The organism is Legionella worsleiensis (genome assembly GCF_001467535.1).
GTDB classification, from domain to species: domain Bacteria; phylum Pseudomonadota; class Gammaproteobacteria; order Legionellales; family Legionellaceae; genus Legionella; species Legionella worsleiensis.
Genome location: NZ_LNZC01000012.1, coordinates 206,533 through 229,496, shown reverse-complemented (window position 1 = coordinate 229,496; position 22,964 = coordinate 206,533). Strand labels below are relative to the sequence as shown.

The window sequence follows — 22,964 nt, the reverse complement described above, 5'->3', positions numbered from 1 at the left end:
CCTCGTTTCCGAAACCGCTTTTATAGATGCTCTATACAACTGATTAACAGTACCTAAATATAATTGATGATTCATGTTCAGTGACACGTCATAACTCAATTTAGATTGCGAAAAAAACTCATCCTTGAAGATGAGCTCTTTTAATTAAAAAGAGGAATTATGCCATAAAGATAAGAAAATCACTAAATCAATTGCCTGAACAATACCGCAATTTTTGTTCAGGCACTCTGTTAATCATACTTGAGGGATGTGTTACTTCTTACAAGTTACAGCATAGCCATGATCTTTCATCGCGGCACACACTTCAAAAGCCAAATGACGATGAGCTTTAGTACTCGGATGAATCTCATCCCAGAACAAGTAGCCTTCGGGTTTATCGCACATATGATAATTCGTCTCGCCTGGAGCAAAACTCTTATCAACGTACTGCAGCGTCTGCGCATATCTTAGAACAAAGTTTTTAGCAAAAACGGAATGCTCAAGCCCCTGGAACATAGGGAATTTAACGTCTATGCAGGCATCATTCACATTAGCAAATCCATAATCATCAGGATTAGTTACCGCTCGCTCCATGTACTCCTGAGTATTGATAAAAAGAAAATCGGCATCAGGATATTGCTCTTTCCATTCATCTACTCGAGCCGCCAGCCGCTCATTGTGTACCTCTGAGGCATAGTTCAACAAATCCCGGTCGGCTGAGTTAACAAATTTGGGCGTATCGCCAATATGGGGCACCCCTAAAACAACGACCCGTCTGGCTCCAGCCTGGGTCAGTTTAAGCACAGAGTAACTGACTCCATCCACAATGTTGTCTATATAGGCGCTCATCACATCAGGATCGTATTTATCCTCATACTGCAACGCATTAATATAATCATTACCACCAGAAAAAACAAAATAAACGGTTTGATTACTTAATTTTTGATGCTCCAGCAAATAAGCGTGAACAGTTAATCCGAGGCTTGGGGGTACCAATTTTCCAACGATTAACGTTTTAATAATGCCTAAAGGATGGCGTATCATATTCCATACGGTTAATTGAGTATCGTAAGTTGCAGCCCAACTTCCACCAAACGCTCTGTTCAAATAAGACTCTTCATCGTCTTTTTGAATGGACAACATTTCTGCCAGATATTCATTCCAGACACGACCATTTGAAAATCGTGCATTCCAATAGGGCTTACCTGGCAATACAGGTACCAATTTAATCTGTGCAATCAAATTGACTATATAAGGTGCCAAATCGTTATCAAAAAAATCAGTTACGGTGTAGATACCCGCATCAAGAATGACTTGAGGAACGTAATAATCATTAGCGAATTCAATCATCTTGTTGATAACAAAATTTTTGAAAGGGGCAACAATATAAGCAGGATTTTCTTCATTCCGCAGACTTTTTAGCAGATGAGTAGTATTGCCTGTATCAGATAAACTGTCGCCAAAGACAACCATAGATTTAACAGGAATGGATGCGACGCTAAAAAATGGGAAAAAAAACAGCACAACAAACAGCCAGCGACACATTCTATTGTGTTTCAACATACAAATCTCCTTATAAGAGCCAGCAAACTCAATTTAACCCTATTGCTCCGTCACCATGAACCAGATGAGTTCCGGTCTGTATTGCATTCCGATTTACGGTAAAATCACACCAAGATGAATGCAAAGTATTCCAGCAAACTCGCTCATTCATTTTTAAAGGAACAGTGGTTCCATACTAAGGGTACAATCGGTATGAAATTTTTGTCAACGCATTAGGAATTTTTACGCTATACGAGAATAAAAAAACAGCCATGTCCAGAAAAATTTTTAGACCTATTGTGTTCAAATAATGCATTGAATTCATCCCTATTGATTAAATTGTGAGTAAATGTTAATTTTTACCATATTTTTTTGTTATTTTTAGGTAATACTGTGAAAGAAATTGTCATTGCTTCGTTTTATAAATTTATTTCTCTGCCCGATTTTGAAACGCTAAGAGAGCCAATGTTGGCTAAAATGCATGAACTGGGCATCAAAGGAACCATTATCCTTGCTCATGAAGGCATTAATGGTGGATTTGCAGGCAACAGGGAGCAAATGGATAATTTTTACCACTACATGCGTAGCGACCCTCGTTTTTCTGCCCTGAACTTTAAAGAAACATTTGACCAAGCCAATCCTTTTGAAAAAGCCAAAGTCAAACTTCGCAAAGAAATCGTTACTATGGGCGTCCAAAATGTTAATCCGGAGCAAAACGCAGGAACCTATTTAAGCCCGGAACAATGGCATGAACTCATTCAAGATCCCGAGGTCATTTTATTAGATACTCGTAATGATTATGAATATGAGCTGGGAGCATTCAAAAATGCGATAAATCCAGATATTGAAAATTTCCGGGAATTTCCAGAATACGTTGCCCAACATCTAAGCGACAAAAAAGATAAAAAAATAGCAATGTACTGTACCGGTGGAATTCGTTGTGAAAAAACAACGGCGTTCATGAAAGAACAAGGATTTCAGCAGGTATACCAACTGCATGACGGCATACTCAATTACATAGAAAAAATTCCCGAAGCGAATTCTTTATGGGAAGGCAAATGTTTTGTTTTTGATGACCGAGTCGCTGTAGATCAAAAATTGGAGCGAGTATATCCTCAGCTGCCTCAAGATTACAAAGAAGAAAGATACCCTAAATAAACGGAAGCGATATCGTTTGTCCCGAATGAATGGAGGGGTTTTGTTCTGTTCCTGCCAAGACCCAATGAACAAAACCTCCATTTGCAGCGTTTTTTTCTTAAAACTCTATAAAGTGTGCCACACTAAAGATTGGTTAAGACGCAGCATGAACACAGCGTGCATGTTACTCATTATCTCTTTCGGTTATACTATCTTTTTTTTATTGTTCAGGCGTTTTATGACTACCAAAAAACCATTCGATTCCAGCATAGCACTGAATAGAAAAGCCGGTTTTGACTACTTTATTGAAGATCAATATGAAGCGGGTCTTGTTCTTGAGGGTTGGGAAGTAAAAAGTCTCAGAGCAGGAAAAATCAATCTCTCGGATGCACATGTTATTGTTAAGTATGGCGAAGCCTATTTGTTAGGTGCTCAGATTCAACCCCTGAAAACGGTATCAACCCACTTTATACCCGATCCTATACGCACACGAAAATTATTATTGAACCGTAAAGAGTTAAATCACTTAATTGGTAGTGTTGAACGTCAAGGATACACCATAGTTCCGCTGTCCTTATATTGGAAAAAAAATAAAATCAAAATTAAAATAGCGTTGGCTAAAGGTAAAAAAGAACACGACAAAAGAGATACGATTAAAAATAGAGAGTGGCAACGTGATAAATCCCGCCTCATGAAAAAAAATAAATAAGGAGAAATGCAATGCGCATAGGTGAGGAAATACCCAATTTTGAATTTCATGCAACAAATCAGATTCATGCTCGTCTTCATGATTACAAAGGGCAAACGGTCGTTCTTTATTTTTACCCAAAAGATGCAACACCCGGGTGTACAAATGAAGGTCAGGATTTTAGCAACGCCTATTCACAATTTCAGGCGTTGAATACGATCGTATTGGGTGTTTCTCGAGACAGCCTGAAATCACATGAGAATTTTAAAAGCAAATACAATTTTCCTTTTGAATTAATCAGTGATAAAGACGAAGAGTTATGTCTCTTGTTTGATGTCATTAAAATGAAATCCATGTATGGCAAACAAGTCCGTGGTATTGAGCGCAGTACGTTCATCATTGACAAGGACAGCGCATTACGCCACGAATGGCGCAAAGTTTCAGTCAAGGGACATGTTGAAGAGGTCTTGAATTATCTAAAATCATGCTGATTCGAAGATATCAACTGCTTATCGTTATTGCTGCATCAATACTTACCTTGATAGCGACTGATATTCTGTTGCCCAGTCTGCCTCAAATTGCCGACACTTTTGCCGTATCATCACACAAGGTAAAAATGCTTCTTTCCATTTTTATGGCAGGGGAGCTATCTACCGTTCTTATTTGGGGCGTCATTGCAGATTTGCTTGGCAGAAGGCAAACCTTATTCCTTGGTATGCTAATTTTTTGTATAGGCTCCATAATGAGTCTTTATGCTGATTCAATCAATTTACTTTTGGTTTGTCGTTTCCTGCAAGGTGCGGGCTCTGTTGTTGTTCCAGTTGCAGGATGGGCTCTGATTCAGGATCTTTATCCCAAAGACGAAGGGGCTCGAATGATGTCCTTTGTTGGCACGCTGGTAGCGGTTCTTCCTCTTTTTGCACCGGCAATAGGTGGGAAAATAGACGTACTTTACGGTTGGCATATGAATTTATATGGCATTGCGTTCTACGCTGCGATTTTGTGTCTAGCCATGCTTTTGTTACCACAAACATTAAGTATGAAAAATACCAGAGTGAGTATCCCTGATTTGAATAAAAGGTTGCGTATTTACGGTACCATCCTAAAAAACAAAACCTTTATTTCCTATATTGCTCTTTTTGGTTTGTTGAACTGCGGTCAGTGGTGTTTCCTTACCGTAGCGCCATTTTATTACGCACATGCTCATATTTCACCAGATAAAATGGGACTTTTACTGATGATTACATCTATGGGATTTCTTTTAGGTGCCATGACGGCATCAAGATTATTCAAAAAATTTGGCGTGGACAATACTATGGCACTTGGGATACTCATTGCGCTCGTCAGTAGTTTATTACTCTTGGCAAGCAGTTATAACGGTCGGAGTAATCAACCAATTTTCAGCGCACTGGTCATTAGCTTGTATGTATTTAGTTCTGCGCTGCTATGGGGTGCCAGTACGTCCAGAGCCTTACAGTGTTTTGATGATTTTCGTGGCTCTGCCTCGGCCGTTCGCAGTTTGATTCTCATCGGCTTTTCTGCACTGGGAACCTTTGCAGGAAAATTACTGCACCATGAGAGTTTATTTGCTACCGGAATAATTCTCTTTGCCTTGGCTTTGACTGCATTATGGGTATTTAACACTAAGGGACTTAGGGCAGAACGAATGACTGCCGAAGTCGCATATTAATTATAGAACATGATTCTTAACTCATTGTTCCCAAACAAAAAAAATATAGTTCTTGACTGAACTGTCACCTATACGGACAATAAAGATAGGGCCAAACGTTCAAGTTCCATACGCCGTAAAGGGGCACTCAGGCGACATGGTGCAACTTGAACTAAAAGCCATACTACTTTTAGCTGAAAGGGTGAACCTATGGATACTATCAAAAATGGATTAAAGCTATTCGTGCTGGATACCAATATACTAATGCACGATCCCACGGCTATTTATCAATTTGACGAACACGATATTTATCTGCCTATGGTCGTTCTCGAGGAACTGGACAGTCACAAAACAGGAACTTCAGAACTGGCTCGAAATGTTCGACAAACAAACCGTATGCTGGTTGAGTTAATGAGTAACGCATCTCATGAACAAATTGTATCAGGACTGCCTATACCCAGCTTTATTCGTTCTAATAAAAAAAATGGCAGCGGTAAATTATTTTTTCAAACCGATGAATTTGATCAGGTCGTTCCCTCCACTCTACCTGGCCATAAAGTAGACAATACCATCCTGGCTACCGCTTTGGGCTTACAAAAAAAATACGCAGGTAAAAAACAGGTCATTATTATTTCCAAAGACATTAATTTACGAATTAAAGCAGGAATACTGGGAATACCTGCGGAAGACTACTACAACGATCAGGTACTCGATGATGTTAATCTTCTGCATACAGGATTACATATTTTAGATAATAACTTTTGGGATACTCATGCCAAAGATATGAGCTCCTGGCAAGAAAGCGGGAAAACATTTTATCAGGTTAGCGGCCCCTTGATTACTGAATGGAATCCTAATGACTGCATCAGTACAGAAGATAATGAATTCCAGGGTCTGGTAAAAAAAATAGACGGTAAACAGGCTATTGTTCAGTTGGTGCGTGATTACACACAGGCTAAAAACTCTGTTTGGGGAATTACCGCCCGTAACCGAGAGCAAAATTTTTCCTTAAACTTACTGCTCGATCCCGACATCGATTTCGTCACTTTGCAAGGTTCTGCAGGCACTGGTAAAACATTACTCACTATTGCGGCTGGACTCACCCAAGTTATGGATCTCAACAGGTATAGTGAAATTTTAATGACTCGGGTTACCATTCCCGTTGGTGAAGACATAGGCTTTTTACCCGGAACCGAAGAAGAGAAAATGACACCCTGGATGGGTGCGTTAATGGATAACCTTGAAGTACTTCACGGTTCTCAGGTGGGCGGCAGCTTTGGTCGGGGAGCAACCCAGGATTTATTACAAAATAAAATCAAAATTCGTTCCTTAAACTTCATGCGTGGACGCACTTTTTTAAACCGATACATCATCATAGATGAAGCGCAAAACCTGACTTCAAAACAAATTAAAACACTGGTCACTCGTGCAGGACCTGGAAGCAAGATCATCTGTTTAGGCGATATCAAACAGATAGATACGCCCTATTTAACTGAAACTACATCAGGACTGACGTTTGCAGTAGATCGCTTCAAACATTGGGAACACAGCGCACATATGACCCTAACCCGAGGCGAGCGTTCAAGACTTGCATTTTATGCTGCCGAACATTTATAGTACCTGTTTAAACGAGGATTAACCATGACCGATCAGGCCATCACTTTTGATGATGTATTACTTGTTCCTTCATACAACCACCACGAATCCAGGCGGGTAGTTGAAACCACGAACACCGATCGCCTGGGTAAACTCTCCTTAAACCTTCCAGTAATCAGTTCAAACATGGATACAATTACTGAAAGTACTATGGCTAATTTCATGCACAGTAAAGGTGCTATGGGCGCACTGCATCGTTTTATGTCCATAGAAGAAAATATTCAGGACTTCAAAAAATGTCAGGGCGCTGTTTTTGTCTCCATAGGCTGTAATGATGCCGAACTGCAAAGAGCCGAAGCGCTACGTGATGCAGGTGCTGAGTATTTTTGTGTGGATGTCGCTCATGCACATGCCAAATACGTCGGTAAAACGCTCAAAAGTTTACGTAAATTACTGGGTGATCGCTGCATCATGGCAGGGAATGTTGCCACTTATGCAGGTGCGGACTACCTGGCTTCCTGTGGTGCCGATATTATCAAAGCAGGAATTGGTGGCGGCTCAGTATGCAGTACCCGAATCAAAACAGGCTTTGGTGTTCCCATGCTTACGTGCATCCAGGATTGCTCACGTGCAGACCGCTCTATAGTCGCAGATGGGGGAATTAAAACCTCTGGGGATATAGTCAAGGCTTTAGCCTTTGGAGCCGATTTTGTCATGATAGGCGGGATGCTGGCAGGATCTACCCCTACTCCCGGTGATATCATTCAGAAAGAAGACGGTTCAAAATTCAAACGCTATAGAGGCATGGCTTCAAGAGAAGCACAGGAGGCATTTCTTGGACAAATGCACGAATGGAAAACCGCTGAAGGAGTGGCAACAGAAGTGCCTTTAAAAGAAGATCCTGATGCAATCATCGCTGATATAGTTGGCGGCTTACGCTCAGGGCTAACTTATGCGGGTGCCGATACCATTAGCGAATTACAACGCAAATTAAATTATGTACTGGTTACTCAGGCAGGCAGAATAGAAAGCTTACCCCACAAGCTTTTAGAGCGTTAAATTATAACCTTGTAAAACACTGCCCCTAACTTTGTTATATAATACACTTTAGGGGCGTAATTCATCGTGCAGAGAGAGTACTCACTTTAATGCTCTCGCTACTAACCCTTCATCGCATTATTCATACCATTATCATAATCGATATTAGCGTCTGTACCCGAGGGTTGTGGCGGCTTACTTTGCGTCTTGGTGTCATAACTCGCCGTGTTTGACTCCTTCAAAGAGTCTTCGGGACTTTTTTTAGTATCAGGCACAGGCTCCATTTTCCCAGAAAAACCTGGACTTACCTCAGCCTTAACCTGGTTAGATGTTTTGGCATCGGCATTTTGTTTAAGCGATGCATTATCCTCTGAATTTTTGACCTGAGATTCTTGATTTTCAGGCTCTTCGTCAGATGATAAGGCACTTTTAATTTTATCAACGCCTTTTTGTGCCAGATTTCCAGCAATATTTCTCACCGGATCGAATATTGCACCATTTAATTCAAAAATGGATTTTAACAGCTCATTATATAGCTGTATTAAGGGATTCTCATCTTTACTGGATTGTTGTTCTTCTTCAATTTGTTTTCGTTTTTTCTCATTTTCAGCAAATTGGTCAGGCGAGGCTTGAGCGAGCTTGCTTATACCTTCTTTGGCTTTAGAGGCCATTGCAACACCCTTTTTGGCCAAATCAGCCGCTTTATTTAAAAAACCTGGACCAGAGGAACCCGGCTCAGGTGATGGTGTAGGATTAGATTCAGCGTTTTGAGAGATTTCTTCTGCCATGTTAAATTACCTGTTAGAACTAACTAATAGATATATTATAGTCATTTGGTATTATTTTGCACTTTTAAAGGACATTTTGGAAACATACAAAAATAATATAAAGAAAAATCATCATGTTGAAATACGTTCTATAATAAATTGAGGGACTTAAAAAGCTGTAGTACATTTTTCACAACAGGTAGATTATGAATAATAATGACTTTCGCTACATGCGCCGAGGTAAACAGCTCTCGGGATTAACCCCAAATGAGCTTAAACTGCTTGAACCTGTAAATCAGCGTGGTTTAGGTCGAGAACGTGCGTTATTGGTCTTGCATGGTTTTTCTTCCTCACCAGCGGTCTATCGCAACATTATTCCTCAATTAACCCACTACGATGCCATTGTTTGCCCGGCTCTTGCGGGTCATGCACAGAGTATAGAAGCATTTTCTCAGTCCACAGCAGCTGAATGGTTATCAACAGCACAACATGCCTGTGACCAGTTAAGTAAAGAATACACGAAACTCGATGTGTTGGGTTTATCACTGGGAGGATTATTGGCTTGCGAACTCAGTCAACATTTTAACCTGAATCACCTTTTTCTACTGGCTCCAGCGCTCAAACTGCACATGAACGTAAACTCCATGCTTAAATTAGCGCAACTGCTTCACTATTTTGGATTTAGGCAGTTACGTAATGCTGCAGGGAATCTTAAAACCAACGAACATGCTGAAATTGCCTACAGAACACTTCCCATTACAGCAATCATAGAGATGCTGACCCTTGCCCAACAATATGAATGGGTTCCGCCAACCTGTCCTGTAGATTTATTTTTAGGTGCCTATGACGAAGTTGTTGCTTCCCAGGAAGTAGAGCGATTATTCCTTCCTTTGCCTAATGTGACCATACACTGGCTTAAAAATTCTGCGCATGTATTGCCTTTAGATAACGATTTTCAAGAAATAATCCAATGCATTAATCAGGCACCATGAAGCAAACCTTGATGCATTGCAGCGTCATTTTAGGAGATCACCGTCTTCTGTCGGCTGCAAACCGGCTAACTGACCAAGAACAAAGCTCATCCCATCTTTGTTCAATGACATTTATGGCTTTGGGGTGCTTGTTGCAAAAACATACATTCACTTGCCCAAGCTGCGATAGCAAATTGTTCTCTACTTACCATTAAAAAATCAGGTCACCATTTTGAGTCGGCTGGCAGGGGAATACTGGTGGCAGCTTGGGATGTTGCTTCTGTATTGAACTGCCCCGCAATGGAACAAACAAGATTCACAATGGTCATTTAATTGACAAAAACCACGGTTATTCATACAATAATTACCAAAACAGGTTTTATCCATAAGGTCATTATGTCTTCGTCTGAAATAAACATAGCCCAAGAAATTCTCATCACAAAACTGATGAAATTTTTTAAATTGGTACACGATCAGCGCAAAGATGGATTTGTTGCGCCATTACAAAACCTGGAAGGGCATTGCAGCGCCTTTACGTCTCTAGCGCTTCTTGGAATGGAACTGGCAGAAGAACCGCATCGCCTGGATGAACACGGCAAACCACACCCTAGAGATGATTGGCAGTGGCTCGAGCAAACCTATATAAAAATATCCCTATGGAATGAGGATCTAAATTCTTTATCAGCGGAAGATACAGCAGACATCGAACGTTTATATTCTCATTTGGAATACTTTCAAAATCCGTTCAAATACAACCCTATTAGTCAAGGTGATCTGCATTTGCTGGCTCACTACGATGATCCAAAAAAAATTGAACTGAAGTATTCACTTGCGGGTCTTTTTACTGCCAATGATTTTACCAAACCCATACACATTGATGATAGAAGCACAACGCTGTTTCACGAGCTTTTCAAAGAGGATACTGATGTAATATTAGGCTCCCATAATCATGCGATGGGGTTACGAATTCGCAATGATCGCTATTATTTTTATGATTCAAATCATCAAAAGCACTGGAGATCTTATGAGCCACACCAAAAAAATCAATTAATAGATGATATTTTTACCGCATCCATCACTTACCTGCCCGATCAACCATCGCCATTTGAGTTTCGTGTATTTACTATCAACAAATCTGTTCATGCATCCTATACCGAACAGGCAACCCTTTTGGCTGCTGTTAACAGTGCATTTGTACCCTTATTATCAGACTATGCAGATAATACCACTGCTCTTCATATGGCGGCCGATATTGGCTGTGAAAAATCTCTTGCCTATTATATAGAAAAAAAATCTGATCTTAATCTTGTTACCTCAGATGGTTCAACACCTCTTTACAAAGCCGCTCACAACGGGCGCATCAACGCCGTCAGACTCCTTCTGGCAGCTGGTGCTGCAATTAACGGTGATGAGAGAAAAGGGACGACGCCTTTATTTATTGCAGCGCAATTTGGGTATAGAAAAATTGTCAGTTTACTTGCAGACGCTGGTGCTGACTTATATAAAAAAAACAACTGGGGTCTGGGAATTTCACCTTTAAGCATTGCTGCTGACCGGGAGCATATCAAGACCGTTAAGTTATTAATAGAAAAACTAAAAGAGTCATCCAGTTTTAACCCATCAATTTTTCAAAACTCAATCAAAGAAACACTGGCACACACCATCTTAAAAAACAGCTCTATTCAACTTATTGAACTACTTTTAGATCAGTGTGATGAGAGTATTGATGACATCATATTCACCCGATTTGATAAAGTAACGCTGCTGCAGTTTGCGATACAAGTTGCCAATCTCAAATTAATTAATTATTTCATTAGCCGAGGGGCAAATGTGAATTATTCATTAACTAATGAAACACCTCTTCATGCTGCCATTTTACGGGGTGAATTAGCACTGGTTGATGTCCTTGTTAAAAATGGGGCTTTGATTAATGCAAGAAACCCTAATAATCCTACATCAGGCCAACCACCGATTGCCTATGCAATTTACAGAGAAAATCTCGAAATTATCAAATTATTAGTCAATAACGGCGCAGACATCGAAAGTAATTTTATAAATTATTATGGCAATGTTACAACACCACTAAATTTGGCTGCACAAAGAGCCATGATCCCTGCTCTTGTTATCATGTTTGAAAAAAATAATAACCTGAATATGACGCATTTACTGAGCGTTTTAACGACATTGCATAGCGCAGCTGGAATCGACGTGTGTCATGATTTTCTTGGCAATTTATCAACCTCTTGTTTGCATAATCTGTACATCAAAGATCAGGTGTTACAAATGGATTGTCTTGACGATTATGCCAGCAGCAAAGACTGTGAAAATGTGTTATCCAAAATGCTGCTAATATCTGCGATTAAAGCCTGGTGCCATCATGAATTAAAAAACCGCCAGGGTTCTGTCTCATTTTTTTTACGAAAAGACTTACCGAGCATAGCTGCCGCACTTGACCTGATTGGAGTTATTCAAGAACAGCTTGATATAAACGAATTTCGGCAACTGCATGCAGAAGAATTAAAAAATGAGCCACTTGCAACACTTTTTAAACACGTGGAACAGATTAACCGATATGATAGCGAAGGGCCTGTTGCGGATTCTCACATCAGGCCTTGAGTAGTTATGCATCTCAATACGCTTCATTGGTATATTTGCAATCAAAATACACTTGAAACAAGCTGAATTGAACAATGAAAGAAAATGCTCTACTGCTTTTGAAGCTACATACCTGTCCCTGGAATTGAACCCGTTGAGCTTTACGTTGATTTAGCTAACCGTTGTTCAAATATCACTTTTTTAGCGTCTTTTAAAAGGAGTAATAATTGATTCTCCCTTATTGGAGAAGGTTCAAATCCAAATCGTTTATAAAAAGTTTCGGCTTTTTTATCTATAGCATGAACTAATAAAGCTCTTACGCCGCCTTGTTCTGCAATGTGCAAGGTTTTTAATATTGCATCTTTAAGCATTGCCCTTCCAATGCCTTTTCCTTGATATGTATCAAGAACAGCTAATCTTGCTAATATGACAACAGGAATAGGATATTTGCCCATTCCCTTTTTTATGCGTTCAGATGCCTCATCAGCGTCCACCTGCCCAACCGTAAGACTGTAATAACCAACCACCAGATTATCATCAGCAACTATGAAAGTAGTAGCGGAACCGGACATTTTTGCTTGAAAAGCATGTTTTTTTAACCATTCATCTAATTCTGGGTAATTACTATTAAAATCTGTTACATTATGATCTTTATTTAAAGGTTCAGGTTTTTTTAACGTCATTTAAATCCCATGGAGATGATGAAGAAAATAAATCCTTTAGCCCTTCATTATCTTGCTCTGGGCGGTCTAGAATTTCAGAAAATTGATTAAAGATATCGCCAGAAACCATAAATAATCTCTGGTCTAAAATAATTTTTTCAGCAGCTTGATACGCACTATCCGTTATAAATTCAGTCAATGACTTATGACTTATATCAGAGGCCATTCGGATTACTTTAACTTGCGATTCAGATGCACGAAAACCCAGTCTGGAAGTTTTAGCACGCACAGTCTTTGATTGCGGTCCTGTCACCTTTCTTGGATCTTTAGCCTTAGGTGTTTTTCTATTGTCCACCTTGCTTGCATTTGTCATGATATTTCTCAAAACAATCTCTATTAATTAAATGTTAGTACAATTGACGCACATTATCAATGCGGAATGAACAAGAAATCCATTAATAAATGCAGTTGATACTTCCAAGGAACCATCATTCGAAGAGTCATTTCTTCACCAATCTAATCCACAGATCATTTTATTCTCTATACAAAACCAAGGGCAAAGAAGATGATATTTGAGGCTTATCGGTTTAATACTAAACTAAAAATGGCTGTCACTGCCATGTTTGGGCTGGATATGCGAGAAAACCGTTAATCCCTGAAAAAAATCAGTTCACAGAACCTATGGAAACTGTTTGTTATACTGATTATAGTCTTTCCAATCAGACTCACTCCATGGGCGCATATCAAGTACTGAACCGTTAAATGCCATAAAATCAGCTCGAGTTGTCGGTAGATTAAAATAATAAATGTCGCTGGCGTCTTTGGCCAAATCACTTTGATGACGTACCGCAGAAATTTCAGCCATGGCTTTATCGTGTGTCTTTACAAAACTGCGTTGCGCTCTTAAATATCGGCCTTTAAACTGTGCAACACCCCATAACTCAACATCCAGTTTATTGACTATGCCGGCCAGTTGTATTTTTGCGCCGTGTTTTGCTCTGATAGTTAAGTCTTTGCTTTTTATCCAATACATACTCAACCACGCATCGCCATCAATATTCAGTTTGGCCAGGTTGGCAAATCCAGTTAATTGAACCTTGGGGTTACCTTTTAAATCAATCTGCAGGTTGCGGCTGGAGATCCCATCAATTTGAGTAGAGCCACTGCCTGTTACCTCTAATCGTTGTAACCCTATAGAGCCAGCCAATCGGGTCGTTCCAGGGTTTTCTATAGATGCGTTTAAATAACTGGTGTGCAGCCGACTCCCTCGCACAGATCCTGCGCCTTTATAGCGGATGCTGTTTAAAAATTTGCTGCGTATATCCGCCTGAACTGCACCAAAACGAGGAAATCCCTTGCCTAATGCCACAAACAGTGTTCCCTGTGATACAGTGACGCTCACTTGCGCCAAATCTCTGGGATCTCCGATTAATACTACCGCTGGTTTTTTGTATCCGGTGTGCAAATTAACGTTTATTTGCCCTTGAACGTCAACCTGATTAAATGCGGAAACCGGTCTGTTCTGCGTGACTTTGCTGCTTGGTTGATGCGTCATTGGCACCGATGGCTTTTGTTGATTATGAGCGCAACCAGCTACAAAAAAGACAAGTAGAATCAATGAATAACATCGCTTAAGCATAATCTTCATTCCTGTTTCACAATTCTCTCTACATTAGAGCAAGTTATTGTAATGTGCAAGGTAGTATACCCATTAGTCATTCGCCTGATAAACATTCAGGCACCCTCAACCTAAAACCACGAGTCTTTATTAAAATCTGAAACAGTTACATCAACAGAGCAGGAATCATGGTACTGATTATCAGGAGCTTTATTAATTAACGAGACTAAAGACTCGTTAAAGGAAATCAAGGCCGGTAATTGAATAAAAACATCCACCAGGTAACCGTCTTTGCATCCCAAATAAATTTTACCGGCGTTATTTGCTCCAAAAGATTGATCAATGATGGCACGTAAAACCGATTTTTTCACTGTTCTGCCCTTATGCTCTGTTAAAAACAGCCCAAAATCAGATTCATTGACTTCACGAGCCAACTTCATCGCCAGGGAGAAATAATCATCGGGATTCAGTGCCTGACAGCTGCCGTGCTTATTCCATTCGTGTCGCTCCAGGCAACTGCCGTACCGATAACTGGGCATTAGCGTTTTAAGATGCTCACCAACTGCAGACGATAAATTCAAGGGCTCATAATCACAATGATTGGCTCGTGGTTTAACCGTACAAAAACCATAGCGTAGCCCACAATTGTCCTGGTTTGGCCATAAACCGTGCAAAGTGAGATGATTAGCCTGAAAAGAATTCTGGGTCAGTTTCCTGCATTCAGGCTTGCCTGCCTCATAGCCGTAGGTTTCACAAAATCCAGCTTGAGAACTAAGCGCCAGAACGTGAGAATCAGCCATACCTGGTCGCAAATCACATCGTTCCGTATTACGCTCGGCATATTCAGCAAGCCCACAATCTGCGCTTACCCAGCGCAGCGAATTACGCTGTTCTGGAATAACAATACGCAGCCAGTCGGGTGGATTTTTATTAATTTCTTTTATTACATACTGCTGGTGAATGCGCACCATTAAATTATCAGGATTTGTTTTGTTATTTTTGGAAACATATGCAGGACATACTTTCGTTGCTTCGAAAGTACCATTAACAGCACCTAAGGCATTTACGTTAACAGATAAAGCAAGGAATAACAGCGTGATGAAGGGAATCATTAGGCATCCTGACCATGGTGAGATGAGCACATTATACCCGAGTCCTTTTTGAAAGCCAGCTTTTGACTTTTTTAAGAATCAACCAAATACAGTAATTTTAATGTTATCGCTTCAGACGCATCTGACAAAATACCTCTCTCCTGCAAGAGCACTTATACTCGAAGCAGGAGTGAGATAATTTTAGAATAAGCGCTTTTATAAAGCTGTTACTTCTTCAGCTTGCAGTCCTTTAGCGCCTTTAGTAACCAGGAACTCAACTCGTTGTCCTTCTACTAAAGTTTTACGTCCTGCACCACTGATAATGGATCTGAAGTGAACAAATACATCATCTTGGCCATTATCACGACTAATGAAGCCATAACCTTTATCATCATTAAACCACTTAACGTGACCAGTTTCTTTCACAGACATTTCGAATTTCCAAATAAAATTAAACAAGAACCCGTGATGGAATTTTTGGATAACTTCTGATAAGAACTCAAGATGCAATCATGTGAACACAGAAAATCAACCAAAAATTATTCATCTACAAGCAATTAAATTATAATATGATAAAAAACAAATTGCGAGAAACAGGTACAAATTCTGTAACTCCCATGGTATTGAATCAATCTCACTGCGTGCAACCGGTTTTAGAGTGTTACCAGTCTTTACGGTTTATGCCTAAGATCACCCTTTCCCATAAACCCTCTCCCCCTCGCTACGCTCCCACTAAAAAGGATTTATGGGTGGTAAAGCGTTTGTATTCCTCTTTTTCGCAGTACTCGATCGTTTAAAAGCCATCACGGCACGCAATAACTCATCGCCTCGCCATAAGGTGCGTTCACTACTTTGATACAATACCTGGGATAATAGATGGATTTGTTTTTTTAAATGGGGATCACTGATCAGTTTCGTCAAATCAGAGAGATTTAACATTGGTGCATCAGGCCATTGCAAACGGCCCCATTTCAATAAAGCATCGCGGGCTTTTTTGGGATTACATTCCACGCAGGCTTTATCCAATTGAGTTAAGGCATGCTTCATATGCTTTTTAGTGGAAAATGGGTAATTTTTTTGCCATAGCCATAATCCTAAAGTAACCATCCAGGCGCATGCGAAAAGTGCGGCAATGCCCCATGCCCAGTTTATTGAAGAGGATAAATTGGAATCCGGGACTGGTTGAGTCAAAGGCTTAACCTGCTTTACCTCGTTATTTCGGGGTGGTGTTTTTTCGGTGCTGGTAGATAAGGAAGGAGTTATTTCCAGGCTTCGAGGGGCCAAGACCGCCACCTCATCTTTTTTAGTTGTGGTGTTAAACCAGTGAAGACGTAATTCAGGAATGGTAGTTTTACCTGCTTTATTAAATAAATATGTTACCTTAAATTCCGTACTGCCTACTAACTCGCCTTGTTTGACCTGATTTTTATCAGCACCCTTCTCAGGGTAAACACTAAATTCATCCGTTTCTTTAAAATCAAGGGTAGGAAGTAACTGAGCGGGTATGGCCACACCCTCAAGTCTCACAGTTCGGGTTAATGTACTGCCTTGCTCCAGGATCTGGCTGGTATTTTCATAGTCTTCGGTTAATTTAACCTGTTTTGCGGGCAGCCATAATTTCCCTTTGTACTGTGCAGGAACTGGCTGCACATTTAATTCAATTGGCTTATCGCGAACCTTCACTCGCTGAGAATTGAAATCGTAAACCAGGGCGGTAAAGGTTGGTGAAGAAATTTTTAAAGTACCGCTTTTTTGCGGAAAGACAGCGTAATTCTGTTCTTCTACCACATAATTAATAGTGTTTTGTATGGTCTGGTATCTTTTTGCGTCACCAAGGGGAATTAACAAAGCATTATCCACTTGCGGCCCTTGATATTGGGCATCTAATAATCTTTTACTGTTGTATAACTTAACCGTGTAGGTAATTTGCTGGTTAACAAAAGGGGTCTTTTCATTAACATCCGCAGTCAATACAACATCTTGTTGCTGTCCTGTATTCTGAGGGAAGTCCTGGTTGGATTGATTATCGTCTACGTTAATGGTTATGGGATTGCTTTTGTTCATGCCAAGCTTAATTGCCGGAATCGTCAGTATCCCAGGTTTTAGCGGCTTTAACGAAATAATCCACTGACTTGCTGTTTGAGCCTGACCATTAATCAGCGTGTAATTTACATGCCGTTCTGTGCCGTAGATACTGAACTCTTTTTGTAATGCCGTTAAATCAGGAACACCCCCATTTTGCGGATTATCATCAGTAATAATTAATTTAAAAACGTCCCCCATGGCAACCTGCGACGGTTGTACCTCAACCTGAATTTCAGCACATGAAATCAGTGCATAAGACCATAATATGAGTAATGTTATTATTTTTTTCATTGATACCACCCACGTGCTCTCCGCAAATGATCGCGTAAAAATTTTTCTCTCATCAAGCCACCCGGGTCATCCGGAATTAAGCGTAACCATTGCTGTTTTGCTTGTTGTTTTTCCTGCTCTGCTTCAGACTGAGCGTCATTTTCCTGTAGTTGATTGTCTTTCCCTTTATTCTGTTTGTTTTTTTGCTGCTCTTTACTCTGTTGATCTTTGTTTTGTTGATCTTTGTTTTGCTGATCTTTGTTTTGCTGATCTTTGTTCTGCTGATCTTTGTTCTGCTGATCTTTGTTCTGCTGATCTTTGTTCTGCTGATCTTTGTTTTGCTGATCTTTGTTTTGCTGATCTTTGTTCTGTTGATCTTTGTTCTGTTGATCTTTGTTCTGTTGATCTTTGTTTTGCTGATCTTTGTTTTGTTTTTGTTCTTTATCTTTTTTAAGCAGTTCTTCAATCAATTTTCGATTGTGTAACGCATCCTGATTATCAGGATTTAGGCTTAAGGCTTTGTTATAAGCCTCTACAGCCTGTTCGTATTGTCCCATATGAGCTAATGCATTTCCTTGATTATAATAACCCTGTTCATTATTTAGCTCTTTAAATAATTCAGCCGCACGTTCGTAATCTCCGGAGCGATATGCAGCTGATGCAATCCAGTCATTACGTGCGAACGTTTCTTTTGCCTTCTTGAACTGCCCCCTATCCATCAAATGCTGTGCTTTTTGATCTGGTGTATACCACAGATCAGTCCAATCAAAAGCGTGTGCTTGTGAGGCAGTAAAGACCAAAGCCATCACTATCAAACTACGGTTCATAAAGCCATCCTCTGCAACCAGCCTCTTCGAAACACAGGTAACAATAAAAGCAAAGCAGGAATTAAAAACCATCGCCCCTCATCTCGCCAAAGAGGGATATCATCATCCTGACTTAAAACATATTCTTCTGTTCCAGACCGACTCAACCAATCATTCAAATCCTGTGAATTAGAGGAATACTTGAGTAACTGACCATTACCGGCATTAGCAAAATTTTGAAATAATGGATTGATTTTTTGATCAGCTCGAACCGGTAAAATGGATGAACTAATACCTGACTGAGCCAGTTTTTTTGCTTCATCAATATCAATAGTCGCAGGTGTATCAGCAGTTAATACTAAAATCTCTCCACGTTGATATCCTGCCTGATGAATTAATTTGCCTGCCTCATTCAAGGCTGTTGCAAGATTACGCCCGCCTACAGGCATAACGTCCTGGGTTAAGGTAGACAACAATGAAGAAATAGTTTGTCCATCATCGGTCAAAGGAGAGACCACGAAAGATTCGCCAGTAAAAACAATCAAGCCAAACTGACCAACATCCTTACGAGAAAAAAGATCATGCAATTTAAATTTAGCCCTGCTCAGTCTATTCGGTGTTAAATCATCTGCCATCATGTTATCGGACATATCCAAAAGAATGACTCTGGGTTCCACAGGTTTAAAGACAGGCAGAGGTAATTTAAACCAACTCGGCCCTGCACTACTGATGATCATGAACAAAACACTTGCTAATAAAGAAAGCAAAGACAAGATTCGCCTTCCTTGTCGTTTAGTCTGAATCAAATGATTAAGTAAATGGCTATCGCATACCTCACCCCATGCATGGAGTTGAGGGGTTTGCCGCCATAAAATGGCCGCTAAACCAATTAAGGGAATGATTAATAAAAGCCACCATGGCCTTAAAAAATGAAAATCAGCCATCATGAATTCAATTGCTCCGTGAATTGTTCTTTAATTTTCATCTTGAAATTTGCACCGGCTTTTCTGCTCAGCCAATAAAAAGCAAATAACAATGCCAATCCGACAAACCAAGGATAATAGTCTTTTTGCGGACGAACAGAAGTCATGTCGTGTTTTACGGTTTCAAGTTGATTAATGGTTTGATAGATGGACTGTAAGGACTCCGTATCAGTTGCTCTGAAGTATTGCCCACCAGTCATATCGGCCATTTTCTTCAAGGTATCTTCATCTAAATCAGCAGTGATATTCTGATTAAAAAAGTCCATATTCAATGCCCGTGGATCTGCCTCAGCACCTAAGCCTATGGTGTAAATCTTGATTCCGTCATCATGAGCCAGTTCTGCAGCTTTTAATGGCGCAAGAACTCCTGAATTATTCGCACCATCGGTTAAAAGAATAATAACCCTGCCTTCTTTAGGCACATCATCCAGGCGTTTCACTGCCAGCCCTACAGCATCCCCTATTGATGTTGTTTTTCCAGCTAACCCGGCTGTAGCATCATCTATACGCATTAATACACTGTGTTTGTCATAGGTAAGGGGCGTTTGCAGATAGGCACGAGTACCAAACAAAATCAAGCCTATCCTGTCCCCCATTCGGTCTTGAACAAATTGTTTTGCTGCCTTTTTGACTACTAATAAACGACTAACCGGACGACCATGTAACATCATGTCATTGATTTCCATACTGGCCGATAAATCAAGAACCATCATAATATTGTAACCTTCTCTGGTTATGGGTTTAGGTTCACCAACCCATCGAGGACCGGACAAAGCCAAAACGAGTAATAACCAAATCAAAGAAGGAATAATCAATGTTTTTTGAGCGGTAACAGAGCGTTTTTCTTGTTCGACTATTCCTGCTATTGCCTCAAAGAACGGAATTTTTAACGCACTGGGTAAGGTAGCTTTAGTTCTGGGTACAAGATACCAAATTAAAAAAGGCAGTGGTAATGCAACGAACACCCATGGATTGACTATTTCAAACATGGCGCTCCCCTTTGCTTAATCCATTGTTCCGCACAAATAAATAAAGGCTCCAGATTAACTGACTCTGCCGTTTTAAATGGTGCATCAAGAAGCATGGCCTTAACCGGTTGAAAATCGATTTTTTTACTGGTTTTATTTAAAAAATTTATCCAGTCATTACCATGAATGCTGGCAACCTCCATGCGAGGATAGTAGACCAAAGCAACTCTTTTTAATAATTCTGATATTCGAGCACTGGCTACTTGAGCATTTTTATCTTTTAGATAGTGTTCTTTATAAACAGCTAATAAACCCAGAGCTTTACGTTTTGCCAAGCCGTTAACATGGCGTTGATGCATCCAATAAACCATGCAGCTAAGCAACAAAACCATTATTACCATAACCGCATACCAACCTGGAGCCAAAGGCCACCACCCTACAGGATCTGGTAAGTGTATGTCTTTTAATTGAGCCAAAGGATCGGTCTTAGCCACGTGTCCTCCTTGGAAACGTCTGCCTTACCAGTTGGGTCAGATCAGTCTCAGAGGTAGCTTGCACGTATTGAATGTGCAAGCGTTTAAACTGCTCACTTAATTGTTCTATTCTTTGTCGGCAGTAGTCCTCATAAGCAGTGCTCACGGCTGATAAACGAGTATCAAGAACCAGTTCATGCTGTCCATTGGTTATTGCATACTGTTCTGGTTTGGGTGGCGTCAATTCAATGCGATCACAGATATGATAGGCCAATACATCATTATGGCCTCGCAAGCGATTCAAATGCTTTTCACATTCTGCATCCATAGTGTAAAAATCACTAATCAGCACGACAATACTGCCAGGCCTTACAACCCGACGCAATCGTGTCAGCGCATCACTGAGCATTCTCGATTTTTCTTGTTTTTGCGCCTCGGTCTGCATGGTGTATTGACTCAGTGATGCCAATAAGGGAAGAACACCTGAATCACGACTGCGAGGAATAAACTCACTGTGTTCGGTAGCCGAAAAAAAGAAGCCCCCGACCCGGTCTCCTTGTTTCATCACAGTCCATGCCAATAACGCTGCAAGCCGAGCTGCAATTACCGATTTAAACGCAACTCGGGTACCAAAAATCATGGTTGGATTAAAATCAGCAAGAATGACAACAGGCCGTTCACGCTCTTCCTGATAAATTTTTACATGAGGTCTACCGGTTCGGGCAGTTACTCGCCACTCCATATGTCGGATTTCATCTCCGGCCTGATAATTGCGCACCTCCGCAAAATCCATTCCCCGGCCTCGCACTTTAGATAAATGAGCACCCGAGCGAAGTGCTCTGCCTTCGGGTTGATAAGAAACGGTCTGGGCATATCGCCTCAACTCGATTAATTCATTCAGCTCAGCAACAACACCTTTTGCCATAGACAACCTCTAGGGAACAGCAACCATACGCAATAAAGAATCAATAAAATCATCGCTGCTTACGCCTTCAGCTTCTGCTTCATAACTCAACAGTATTCTGTGGCGCAAAACATCATGAGCGATAACATGAATATCATCAGGAATTACATAATCTCGTCCAGCAAGCCAGGCATGCGCTTTGGAACATCTATCCAGAGCTATAGTGGCACGAGGACTTGCGCCATAACGCAACCAGCGCCCCAATTCTTCGCTGTACACACCAGGATTACGAGTGGCGATTACTAACTGCACCAAATAATTTTCCAAAGCGTCACTGGTATGAACTTTTAATACTTGCTTTCGTGCTTCAAAGAGGGTGCTTTGTTGCAATTTTGGAAATTGATTCGGCTGCACACGCCCCATGCCTAGCGCCTCTTTGCGAGTAAGGGCAAGAATATCGTGCTCGACCTGAGCATCTGGATAACCTATCTTGACGTACATTAAAAATCTATCCAACTGAGCCTCAGGAAGAGGATAGGTACCTTCTTGCTCTATGGGATTTTGGGTTGCCATGACTAAAAACAATTCGGGCAGAGGATAAGTTTTTCCACCAATGGTCACTTGCCGCTCAGCCATAGCCTCAAGCAATGCAGATTGTACTTTGGCAGGAGCTCGGTTAATTTCATCAGCCAAAATAAGATGATGAAATATTGGACCGGGTTGAAAGACAAAAGAACCATTTTGCGGATGATAGACGTCCGTACCGGTTAAGTCGCCCGGCAACAGATCGGGAGTAAACTGAATGCGATGAAAATCACCCTCAACCCCATCAGAGAGTTCTTTTACCGCTCGTGTTTTAGCAAGACCCGGTGCACCTTCAACCAATAAATGCCCATCGGCCAGCAAAGCGATCATCAGCCTGGAGATTAACCCCTTTTGGCCTAAAATTCGTGAGTTGAGATGATCACTTAACTGCAATATCTGATTCTGCACCGTATTTATACGTTTATCGTCCAGTTGCTCCATGATAATCACCTTACGAAAAAAATCCTATCCTAACGTGATTCAAGCCAGATGCCAAGAGCAGAATAGCACGAACAGCAGGATCTGCATTAAGGCAGG

At 40.6% G+C, this 22,964-nt stretch carries 22 protein-coding genes; 9 read left to right on the top strand and 13 right to left on the bottom strand.

Features of this window, described 5'->3' with window-relative positions; all coding sequences use genetic code 11:
- Positions 1–252: 252 nt before the first annotated feature.
- A complete protein-coding gene (gene plaC, locus Lwor_RS06860) occupies positions 253–1,542 on the bottom strand; it encodes a lysophospholipase/glycerophospholipid:cholesterol acyltransferase PlaC (protein WP_058493158.1) in 1,290 nt (429 codons plus the stop codon).
- Between the two features lie 372 nt (positions 1,543–1,914).
- Here plaC and trhO point away from each other — a divergent pair, with 372 nt between their 5' ends.
- The 6 genes from trhO to Lwor_RS06830 all read left to right on the top strand — a co-directional run bounded on the left by trhO (position 1,915) and on the right by Lwor_RS06830 (position 7,670).
- The gene (gene trhO, locus Lwor_RS06855) at positions 1,915–2,679 is read left to right on the top strand and encodes an oxygen-dependent tRNA uridine(34) hydroxylase TrhO (RefSeq protein ID WP_058493157.1); all 765 of its coding nucleotides are present in this window, start codon (positions 1,915–1,917) and stop codon (positions 2,677–2,679) included.
- 217 nt (positions 2,680–2,896) lie between these two features.
- Entirely contained in the window at positions 2,897–3,367 is a 471-nt protein-coding gene (smpB, locus tag Lwor_RS06850) for an SsrA-binding protein SmpB (RefSeq protein WP_058493156.1), read from the top strand.
- An 11-nt stretch (positions 3,368–3,378) separates the two neighbouring features.
- A complete protein-coding gene (locus Lwor_RS06845; RefSeq protein WP_058493155.1) occupies positions 3,379–3,837 on the top strand; it encodes a peroxiredoxin in 459 nt (152 codons plus the stop codon).
- On the top strand, positions 3,831–5,036 hold the full coding sequence (locus Lwor_RS06840) for an MFS transporter (protein WP_058493154.1): 1,206 nt from the start codon (positions 3,831–3,833) through the stop codon (positions 5,034–5,036). Before Lwor_RS06845 ends, Lwor_RS06840 begins: the two co-directional genes overlap by 7 nt.
- A gap of 189 nt (positions 5,037–5,225) precedes the next feature.
- The gene (locus Lwor_RS06835) at positions 5,226–6,632 is read left to right on the top strand and encodes a PhoH family protein (RefSeq protein ID WP_058493153.1); all 1,407 of its coding nucleotides are present in this window, start codon (positions 5,226–5,228) and stop codon (positions 6,630–6,632) included.
- Positions 6,633–6,656: 24 nt separating this feature from the next.
- Entirely contained in the window at positions 6,657–7,670 is a 1,014-nt protein-coding gene (locus Lwor_RS06830) for a guanosine monophosphate reductase (RefSeq protein ID WP_058493152.1), read from the top strand.
- 101 nt (positions 7,671–7,771) lie between these two features.
- Here the strand turns inward: Lwor_RS06830 and Lwor_RS06825 are convergent, their stop codons facing one another.
- On the bottom strand, positions 7,772–8,437 hold the full coding sequence (locus Lwor_RS06825; protein WP_058493151.1) for a hypothetical protein: 666 nt from the start codon (positions 8,435–8,437) through the stop codon (positions 7,772–7,774).
- 185 nt (positions 8,438–8,622) lie between these two features.
- Between Lwor_RS06825 and Lwor_RS06820 the strand changes: the two genes are divergently transcribed.
- The gene (locus Lwor_RS06820; protein WP_058493150.1) at positions 8,623–9,408 is read left to right on the top strand and encodes an alpha/beta hydrolase; all 786 of its coding nucleotides are present in this window, start codon (positions 8,623–8,625) and stop codon (positions 9,406–9,408) included.
- A 312-nt stretch (positions 9,409–9,720) separates the two neighbouring features.
- Entirely contained in the window at positions 9,721–12,003 is a 2,283-nt protein-coding gene (locus Lwor_RS06815) for an ankyrin repeat domain-containing protein (RefSeq protein ID WP_058493149.1), read from the top strand.
- 140 nt (positions 12,004–12,143) lie between these two features.
- Here the strand turns inward: Lwor_RS06815 and Lwor_RS06810 are convergent, their stop codons facing one another.
- The 6 genes from Lwor_RS06810 to Lwor_RS06785 all read right to left on the bottom strand — a co-directional run bounded on the left by Lwor_RS06810 (position 12,144) and on the right by Lwor_RS06785 (position 17,729).
- Positions 12,144–12,665, bottom strand: a complete 522-nt coding sequence (locus Lwor_RS06810; RefSeq protein ID WP_058493148.1) for a GNAT family N-acetyltransferase — start codon at positions 12,663–12,665, stop codon at positions 12,144–12,146.
- On the bottom strand, positions 12,646–13,017 hold the full coding sequence (locus tag Lwor_RS06805) for a type II toxin-antitoxin system TacA family antitoxin (RefSeq protein WP_083501586.1): 372 nt from the start codon (positions 13,015–13,017) through the stop codon (positions 12,646–12,648). The genes Lwor_RS06810 and Lwor_RS06805 overlap by 20 nt, the downstream gene beginning before the upstream one ends.
- A gap of 306 nt (positions 13,018–13,323) precedes the next feature.
- A complete protein-coding gene (locus Lwor_RS06800) occupies positions 13,324–14,283 on the bottom strand; it encodes a GIN domain-containing protein (RefSeq protein WP_058493147.1) in 960 nt (319 codons plus the stop codon).
- Positions 14,284–14,393: 110 nt separating this feature from the next.
- Positions 14,394–15,374: a ribonuclease T2 family protein gene (locus Lwor_RS06795; protein WP_058493146.1), complete on the bottom strand. Its 981-nt coding sequence runs from the start codon at positions 15,372–15,374 to the stop codon at positions 14,394–14,396.
- A 195-nt stretch (positions 15,375–15,569) separates the two neighbouring features.
- Positions 15,570–15,785 (bottom strand): cold-shock protein, encoded by a 216-nt coding sequence (locus tag Lwor_RS06790; RefSeq protein WP_058493145.1) that lies wholly within the window; start codon positions 15,783–15,785, stop codon positions 15,570–15,572.
- A gap of 300 nt (positions 15,786–16,085) precedes the next feature.
- Positions 16,086–17,729 carry a BatD family protein gene (locus Lwor_RS06785; protein WP_058493144.1) on the bottom strand — a complete coding sequence of 548 codons (1,644 nt, stop codon included), beginning with the start codon at positions 17,727–17,729 and terminating at the stop codon, positions 16,086–16,088.
- Between Lwor_RS06785 and Lwor_RS14320 the strand changes: the two genes are divergently transcribed.
- The gene (locus tag Lwor_RS14320; protein ID WP_420798141.1) at positions 17,704–18,162 is read left to right on the top strand and encodes a Cys-every-fifth RiPP peptide CefA; all 459 of its coding nucleotides are present in this window, start codon (positions 17,704–17,706) and stop codon (positions 18,160–18,162) included. The two genes, Lwor_RS06785 and Lwor_RS14320, sit on opposite strands and share 26 nt — an antisense overlap.
- A 369-nt stretch (positions 18,163–18,531) precedes the next feature.
- Here the strand turns inward: Lwor_RS14320 and Lwor_RS06775 are convergent, their stop codons facing one another.
- Genes Lwor_RS06775 through Lwor_RS06755 form a run of 5 tightly spaced genes read right to left on the bottom strand, consistent with a single transcriptional unit; the run spans position 18,532 to position 22,868 of the window.
- Positions 18,532–19,461: a vWA domain-containing protein gene (locus tag Lwor_RS06775; RefSeq protein WP_058493142.1), complete on the bottom strand. Its 930-nt coding sequence runs from the start codon at positions 19,459–19,461 to the stop codon at positions 18,532–18,534.
- Entirely contained in the window at positions 19,458–20,486 is a 1,029-nt protein-coding gene (locus Lwor_RS06770) for a VWA domain-containing protein (protein WP_058493141.1), read from the bottom strand. Before Lwor_RS06770 ends, Lwor_RS06775 begins: the two co-directional genes overlap by 4 nt.
- Positions 20,474–20,959, bottom strand: coding sequence for a DUF4381 domain-containing protein (locus tag Lwor_RS06765; RefSeq protein WP_058493369.1), 486 nt, complete (start codon positions 20,957–20,959; stop codon positions 20,474–20,476). Before Lwor_RS06765 ends, Lwor_RS06770 begins: the two co-directional genes overlap by 13 nt.
- Positions 20,952–21,863: a DUF58 domain-containing protein gene (locus Lwor_RS06760; RefSeq protein ID WP_058493140.1), complete on the bottom strand. Its 912-nt coding sequence runs from the start codon at positions 21,861–21,863 to the stop codon at positions 20,952–20,954. The genes Lwor_RS06765 and Lwor_RS06760 overlap by 8 nt, the downstream gene beginning before the upstream one ends.
- Positions 21,864–21,872: 9 nt before the next feature.
- Complete coding sequence (locus tag Lwor_RS06755; protein ID WP_058493139.1) at positions 21,873–22,868, bottom strand: AAA family ATPase; 996 nt, start codon at positions 22,866–22,868, stop codon at positions 21,873–21,875.
- Positions 22,869–22,964: the final 96 nt, after the last annotated feature.

Excerpts from the sequence above, each read along its gene's own strand:
- plaC (WP_058493158.1), bottom strand. The coding sequence starts at position 1,542 with ATGTTGAAACACAATAGAATGTGTCGCTGGCTGTTTGTTGTGCTGTTT.
- smpB (WP_058493156.1), top strand. The coding sequence starts at position 2,897 with ATGACTACCAAAAAACCATTCGATTCCAGCATAGCACTGAATAGAAAA.
- Lwor_RS06845 (WP_058493155.1), top strand. The coding sequence starts at position 3,379 with ATGCGCATAGGTGAGGAAATACCCAATTTTGAATTTCATGCAACAAAT.
- Lwor_RS06840 (WP_058493154.1), top strand. The coding sequence starts at position 3,831 with ATGCTGATTCGAAGATATCAACTGCTTATCGTTATTGCTGCATCAATA.
- Lwor_RS06835 (WP_058493153.1), top strand. The coding sequence starts at position 5,226 with ATGGATACTATCAAAAATGGATTAAAGCTATTCGTGCTGGATACCAAT.
- Lwor_RS06830 (WP_058493152.1), top strand. The coding sequence starts at position 6,657 with ATGACCGATCAGGCCATCACTTTTGATGATGTATTACTTGTTCCTTCA.
- Lwor_RS06825 (WP_058493151.1), bottom strand. The coding sequence starts at position 8,437 with ATGGCAGAAGAAATCTCTCAAAACGCTGAATCTAATCCTACACCATCA.
- Lwor_RS06820 (WP_058493150.1), top strand. The coding sequence starts at position 8,623 with ATGAATAATAATGACTTTCGCTACATGCGCCGAGGTAAACAGCTCTCG.
- Lwor_RS06810 (WP_058493148.1), bottom strand. The coding sequence starts at position 12,665 with ATGACGTTAAAAAAACCTGAACCTTTAAATAAAGATCATAATGTAACA.
- Lwor_RS06805 (WP_083501586.1), bottom strand. The coding sequence starts at position 13,017 with ATGACAAATGCAAGCAAGGTGGACAATAGAAAAACACCTAAGGCTAAA.
- Lwor_RS06800 (WP_058493147.1), bottom strand. The coding sequence starts at position 14,283 with ATGCTTAAGCGATGTTATTCATTGATTCTACTTGTCTTTTTTGTAGCT.
- Lwor_RS06795 (WP_058493146.1), bottom strand. The coding sequence starts at position 15,374 with ATGATTCCCTTCATCACGCTGTTATTCCTTGCTTTATCTGTTAACGTA.
- Lwor_RS06790 (WP_058493145.1), bottom strand. The coding sequence starts at position 15,785 with ATGTCTGTGAAAGAAACTGGTCACGTTAAGTGGTTTAATGATGATAAA.
- Lwor_RS14320 (WP_420798141.1), top strand. The coding sequence starts at position 17,704 with ATGAGTAATGTTATTATTTTTTTCATTGATACCACCCACGTGCTCTCC.
- Lwor_RS06785 (WP_058493144.1), bottom strand. The coding sequence starts at position 17,729 with ATGAAAAAAATAATAACATTACTCATATTATGGTCTTATGCACTGATT.
- Lwor_RS06775 (WP_058493142.1), bottom strand. The coding sequence starts at position 19,461 with ATGATGGCTGATTTTCATTTTTTAAGGCCATGGTGGCTTTTATTAATC.
- Lwor_RS06770 (WP_058493141.1), bottom strand. The coding sequence starts at position 20,486 with ATGTTTGAAATAGTCAATCCATGGGTGTTCGTTGCATTACCACTGCCT.
- Lwor_RS06760 (WP_058493140.1), bottom strand. The coding sequence starts at position 21,863 with ATGGCAAAAGGTGTTGTTGCTGAGCTGAATGAATTAATCGAGTTGAGG.
- Lwor_RS06755 (WP_058493139.1), bottom strand. The coding sequence starts at position 22,868 with ATGGAGCAACTGGACGATAAACGTATAAATACGGTGCAGAATCAGATA.